The 5,434-nt window shown below is 74.8% G+C and carries 6 protein-coding genes, 1 tRNA gene and 1 other RNA gene; 2 read left to right on the top strand and 6 right to left on the bottom strand.

Annotation, left to right across the window (positions count from 1 at the left end; all coding sequences use genetic code 11):
- The 3 genes from FA014_RS17490 to FA014_RS17500 form a co-directional block, all read right to left on the bottom strand.
- Positions 1–160, bottom strand: a 160-nt coding sequence (locus tag FA014_RS17490) for an ATP-binding cassette domain-containing protein (protein WP_154730911.1), incomplete at its 3' end; no start/stop codon positions are given.
- Between the two features lie 160 nt (positions 161–320).
- Positions 321–417: signal recognition particle sRNA small type (gene ffs / locus FA014_RS17495), an RNA gene on the bottom strand.
- 42 nt (positions 418–459) lie between these two features.
- Positions 460–1,194 (bottom strand): AAA family ATPase, encoded by a 735-nt coding sequence (locus tag FA014_RS17500; RefSeq protein ID WP_419178435.1) that lies wholly within the window; start codon positions 1,192–1,194, stop codon positions 460–462.
- A gap of 87 nt (positions 1,195–1,281) precedes the next feature.
- Between FA014_RS17500 and FA014_RS17505 the strand changes: the two genes are divergently transcribed.
- Positions 1,282–1,366, top strand: a tRNA-Ser gene (locus FA014_RS17505).
- Between the two features lie 68 nt (positions 1,367–1,434).
- Here FA014_RS17505 and FA014_RS17510 read toward each other — a convergent pair.
- The 3 genes from FA014_RS17510 to FA014_RS17520 form a co-directional block, all read right to left on the bottom strand.
- Positions 1,435–1,809: a VOC family protein gene (locus FA014_RS17510; protein WP_154730912.1), complete on the bottom strand. Its 375-nt coding sequence runs from the start codon at positions 1,807–1,809 to the stop codon at positions 1,435–1,437.
- Positions 1,810–1,911: 102 nt separating this feature from the next.
- Positions 1,912–2,793: a glycosyltransferase family 2 protein gene (locus FA014_RS17515; RefSeq protein WP_419178436.1), complete on the bottom strand. Its 882-nt coding sequence runs from the start codon at positions 2,791–2,793 to the stop codon at positions 1,912–1,914.
- Positions 2,794–2,984: 191 nt separating this feature from the next.
- Positions 2,985–3,806, bottom strand: coding sequence for a DUF5926 family protein (locus FA014_RS17520; protein WP_154730913.1), 822 nt, complete (start codon positions 3,804–3,806; stop codon positions 2,985–2,987).
- Positions 3,807–4,037: 231 nt separating this feature from the next.
- On the opposite strand from FA014_RS17520, the gene FA014_RS17525 reads away from it, so the two are divergent.
- On the top strand, positions 4,038–5,434 hold a 1,397-nt coding region (locus FA014_RS17525), incomplete at its 3' end, for an MFS transporter (protein WP_154730914.1).

The following is a 5,434-nucleotide window of genomic DNA, read 5'->3' on the forward strand; positions in this document are numbered from 1 at the left end:
GCAGCAGCGTCGACTTGCCCGAGCCGGACGGCCCCATCACGGCGACCGACTCGCCGGGCGCGACGTCCAGGTCGACGCCCGCGAGCGCCGTCGTCGCGCCGAACTGCTTGACGAGGCCGCGGGCGGACAGCCGGGGGCCGGGGGTGCTGATCGTGCTCATGCCGCCAGCCTCGCGCCGACCCGGGAGCCACCGCGTCGGACCGGGGTCGCGTCCTGGCGGCGCCGCGGCTGCGACCGGGGGCGGAGAGCGGCGGGCGTGTCCGACCGGGGGCGGACGACCTCCGGGCGACCCACGGGCGCGCCGCGGTCGGGTCCGGGCATGCAAGGACCCCCCGCACACCCGCCAGAGCTCACCTGCCCTTGCTGCCTTCCGGCCCTGGGGGGGTTCAGCGAGATGACGCCGCACGAGGGGTCTGCCCCCAGCCTAACGCAGACGGGAGGCCGGTCCGGCCCCGCCCCTCAGCCGTCGAGCCGCCGGAGGTACCGGTCCGGCGCCTCGAGGAAGCCCCGCCACGACAGCACCAGGTCGGCGTCCTCCCAGGCGGTCTCGCGCAGCCCCCACTCCCCGACCTCGACCACCCGCGCGCCGGGCAGCGCGGCGAGCAGCGGGGAGTGCGTCGACAGCACCACCTGCGCCCCGCCGGCGAGCAGGCCGCGCAGGTGCGCGAGCAGCGCCAGGCAGCCGGTGAACGACAGCGCCGACTCCGGCTCGTCCAGCACGTACAACCCGCGGCCCCGCATGCGGGACACCGCGATCTCCAGGAAGGACTCCCCGTGGGACATCTCGTGGAACGCCGCGTCCGGCGGCCCGCCGACCCGCGGGTTCTCCTCCAGGTAGGTGTAGAACCCGTGCATCGTCTCGGCCCGGAGGAAGAACCCGCGCCGCGACCCGCCGGCGCCCCGCTCCAGCAGCAGGTGCCGCCACAGCGCCGACTCCGACGCGCGCGTCTCGGCCCGCGCACCGGTCGACCCGCCCTCGGCACCCATCCCGAACGCCATCGCCAGCGCCTCGACGAGCGTCGACTTCCCCGCGCCGTTCTCCCCCACCAGGACCGTCGCCGCCCCGAGCTCCCAGCCGTCCCGCAGCACCTGCGCCACGGCGGGAACCCGGGCGAACCAGGCGCCGCCCGGGACGGGCTCGCGGTCGTCGGCGCGCACGCGGCGCACGGGCAGGGCAGGTCCGGTCAGGGGCACGCAGGACAGCCCACCACACCGGGCCGGCCGGGCGGGCCGGGCCCGGTTACCGAGCACGGCTCCGGCTCGGGTACCCTCTACGGGCCGGGAGGATTCGCCTAGTGGCCTATGGCGCACGCTTGGAAAGCGTGTTGGGTTCACGCCCTCGGGGGTTCGAATCCCCCATCCTCCGCAGGTCGAAGGGCCCGTCACCACGTCAGCGCTGGTGACGGGCCCTTCGTCATGCCCCGGGCGGGCGCCTCACTCCGTGCCGTCGGTGTCCGTCGTCCCCTCGTAGAGCCCGATCTCGTTCCCCTCGGTGTCCACGAAGGCCGCCCACCAGCTCGTCGGGCTGATCTCCGACTTCGGCCGGACCACGCGCCCGCCGAGCTCGGTCACCTGGCGCAGCGTGTCGTCGATGGAGTCGACCTCGACGTACGACCGCGGCCGGTCGAAGTTCTCGTCCCGGGGCGCGAGGCCGCCGCCGCTGATCTTGTTGGGGGCCTGCCACATCGGGTAGCCCTCGTAACCCGGGTACTCCTCGATCCGCCAGCCGAACAGCGCGCCGTAGAAGCCCTTCGCGCGGTCGACGTCGTCGACCGGGATGTCGATGTGCGTGATGTCGCCGTGTGCCATGCCGCACCCCCGTGACCGGCGACCCCGCGCCGCTGCGGGATCGGCTGCGGCCCAGCGTACGACCGGCCCCCGACACGCCTCCGGCGCGCCGGGCGGCCGGGCTCAGCCCTTCTTGCGGGGCGCCGCGCCGATCGACCGCAGCCGGCGGGCGGCCACCGCGAGCTGGACGTCGCGGTACTGCGCCGCCCGGTGCATCTGGCCGCGCAGGTCGCTGCCGGAGGGCCGGTGCCGCAGGTCGCACGGGACCTCGACGGCCACGAACCCCTTGCGGAGCAGGTCGATCGTCATGCCCGTCTCGACGCCCCAGCCCCGGGCGAGCGGCGTCGCCGCCTCGAAGGCCTCCCGGGTGAGGCAGCGCATGCCGGACAGCGGCTGCGTCGGGGTCCAGCCGGTCAGCGCCTGGATGGCGCGGCGGGCGGCGCCGACGACGATGCCGCGGCCGCCCGCGCCGGGCTGCGGGGGCAGCAGCGCGATCGACACGTCCGCCGTGCCCTCCAGGACCGGCGGGACCAGCGGGGCCGTGTTGACGGCGGTGTCGCCGAGGTCGCCGTCGATGAACAGCAGCAGGCGCGGCGGGCGGTCCGGGGCGTCGCGCATGGCGACGACCGCGGCGCCGGTCTCCATCGCGGCGGCCTTGCCCCGGTTGTGGGAGTGCCGGACGACGACGGCGCCGGCCTCGCGGGCGACGTGCTGGGTGTTGTCCTCCGAGCCGTCGTCGACGACGAGCACCAGGTCGACGTGCGGGATCGCCCGCGCGGAGCGGACGGTCGCCGCGATCCGGCGGGACTCGTCCTTGGCGGGGATGACGACGGCCACGCGCTGCCGGGTCCGGCCGGTGCGGGCCGTGGTGGTCGGCGCCTCGAGCGGCGCGGGCTGCTGCGGCTGGGACCGCCGGGGCTTCCGCGCGGCGGCGGGCTCCCGCTCCTGGGCAGGGCGGTCGTCGACCGGTCGCTCCTCGGTCCTGTCCTCCGCTTCGCCCGTCACGCGGGTCAGCCTATCGATGCGCGCGGGCCCTGCGCGCCGACGGGGGCGGGACACGCGGACGCTGCACACGACGGTCACACGGGCGGCGCGGGGCCGTCACCAGCGGGTCCACCGCGCCGGGCGGGCCCGGGTACGCCGCAGGCCGCCCCGCGGGGACCTGGACGGTCCCCGGGGGCGGCCTGCGGTGGGGCTCAGCGGAGCGTGACCTGCCGGGCGACGATGCCGGCGCGGGCGCGGCGCGCGTTCGCGTCGAGCGGCTCGGTGTCGTCGAGCGCGGCGGCGAACCGGGGCGCGAACTCGGCCACCGCGGCCTCGACGTCCTCGGCCTCGGAGCCGCGGGCGAGCTCCCACACCGGGACGACCAGGCCGTTGGACCGGAAGTAGCCGATGAACTTCGCGCCGTCGAAGCCCGACTCGCGGCGGCCGTGCAGGCGGGCGAGGCCGTCGATGACCTGCTGCTCGTCGTGCGGCTGCGCCCAGCGCAGGTACTCGCGGGCACCCATGCGGACCCAGTACGCGGCGTCGACCGCGGCGAGCTTCTTGGTGTCGACGACGCCGGCGTCGGCCTCCTCGATGGCGGCCTTCAGGTCCGGGGTCATCTCGGTGTCGGCGGCGACCCAGTACGCGAAGCTCTCCTGGACCGTCACCTCGAACGGCACGGTCGGGTCGAGCACGTCCTGCAGGCGCGGGCCGGGGCCCGCGAGACCGGAGGTCTGCACGGCGGTCCCGGGCTCCGAGTCGAGCGCCTCGAGCAGCGCGGCGGCGAGGTCGCGGCTGGCGTCGCCGGACCCGCCGACCACCTGCAGGGCGAGCAGCACGACGCCGTCGGCGCGGTGCAGCGCGGCCCAGCCGTCGGGCAGCACGGTGGTGACCGTGATGTCGCGCGCGCCGTGCTCGGCGTCGGTGCGGGCGGTCGCGGTGGCGGCGGGCACCAGCTCGCGCAGGGCGACCCAGTCGGGCTCACCGGGGAGGCCCTCGAAGGGACGCAGCACGAAGTCGACGGTGGAAGACATGGTCGGCAGCGTACCGAGCATCGCTGCACGACCGCGCCGCGACCGCCCCGCTGCCCGCCCCTTTTCGTGCGGAACGTCCCGAAGCGACGTGCGTGCACCACCGCGCACCGGCGCACGTCCGTGCAGGTCGGGTCTCAGATCCACGCGGGCTGCGTAGGGTCCCTCACGCGGGTCCGCGCACAACGGAGTGCGCCCTCGGCCGGGACCGGACGCCGCGACCACGAGGACACCATGACGCCGTCCACCGACCGCCCCTCCCCCGGCCGACTCGCCGCCCCACCGCCGGCCCCTCGACTCCCCGCCGCCGAGATCCACCGCCGGTACCCGCGGCTGCGCCTGCAGGTCTTCGCCGGCATCTTCATCGGCTACGCCGGCTTCTACCTCATCCGGAACAACGTCCCCCTGATCTCCGCGCTGCTCCTCGACGAGGGTCGCGTCAACACCGTCGGACTCGGGATCATCTCCAACGCGGTGCTGATCTCGTACGGCCTGTCGAAGTTCCTCATGGCGATCCTCTCCGACCGCTCGAACGCCCGGTACTTCCTGCCCGTGGGGCTCGCGCTGTCGGCGGCCGCCAACCTCGCCATCGCGTTCATCCCCGCGCTGTCGGCGACCGTCGCGGCGTTCGCCACCGTCATGTTCCTCAACGGCTGGGTGCAGGGGATGGGCTGGCCTCCGTGCGGCCGCACCCTCGTGCACTGGTTCTCGACGACGGAGCGCGGCATCAAGACCGCGATCTGGAACGTGTCGCACAACGTCGGCGGGTTCCTCGTCGGCGCGATCGCCGCGCTCGGGCTGCAGCTCAGCGGGGACGACTGGACCGCGGCCTTCTGGCTGCCGGCCGTCGTCGCGCTCGCGGTCTCCGTGATCGCGTTCGTCCTGATGCGGGACCGCCCGGAGTCCGAGGGCCTGCCGCCCATCGAGGAGTACCGCGACGACCCGGCGAAGGTCGCCGTCGACGAGGAGGCGGAGCAGGCGCTGGGCGTGTGGCACGTCGTGCGGACCCACGTCCTGACCAACCGGGCGATGCTCCTGCTCGCGCTCGCGAACGTCTTCGTCTACGCGCTGCGCTACGGGATCCTCAACTGGACCCCCGTCTACCTGTCGCAGGAGCGCGGCGCCTCGCTCGGCGGCGGCATCGCCGGCTTCTCCGTGTTCGAGCTGACCGGTATCGCCGGCACCATCCTGTGCGGCTACGTCTCCGACCGGGTGTTCCGAGGAAACCGCTCCTACACCGGGATCGCCTTCATGGTCGCGGTCGCGGTCATGACGGCGGTGTACTGGCTGACGCCCTCGGGGGCGCCGCTGTGGCTCTCCCTCGTCACCGTCGCCGCGATCGGCGGGCTCATCTACGGCCCCGTGATGCTGATCGGTCTGCAGGCGCTGGACATGTCCCCCCGCCACGTCGCCGGCACGGCCGCCGGGTACACCGGCCTGTTCGGCTACGTGCTCGGGGCCACCCTCGCGTCCACCGGGATGGGGATCATGATCGACCGGTGGGGGTGGGACGTGACCTTCATGTTCCTGATCGGCTGCTGCGTGGCCACGATCGCGCTGCTGGTCGTGGTGAACCGCGACGAGAAGCGCCTGCTGGCGAGCCACGCCACGCGGTCGGACGCGCGACCGGC

This window comes from Cellulomonas hominis (assembly GCF_005239125.1).
GTDB lineage: Bacteria > Actinomycetota > Actinomycetes > Actinomycetales > Cellulomonadaceae > Cellulomonas > Cellulomonas hominis_A.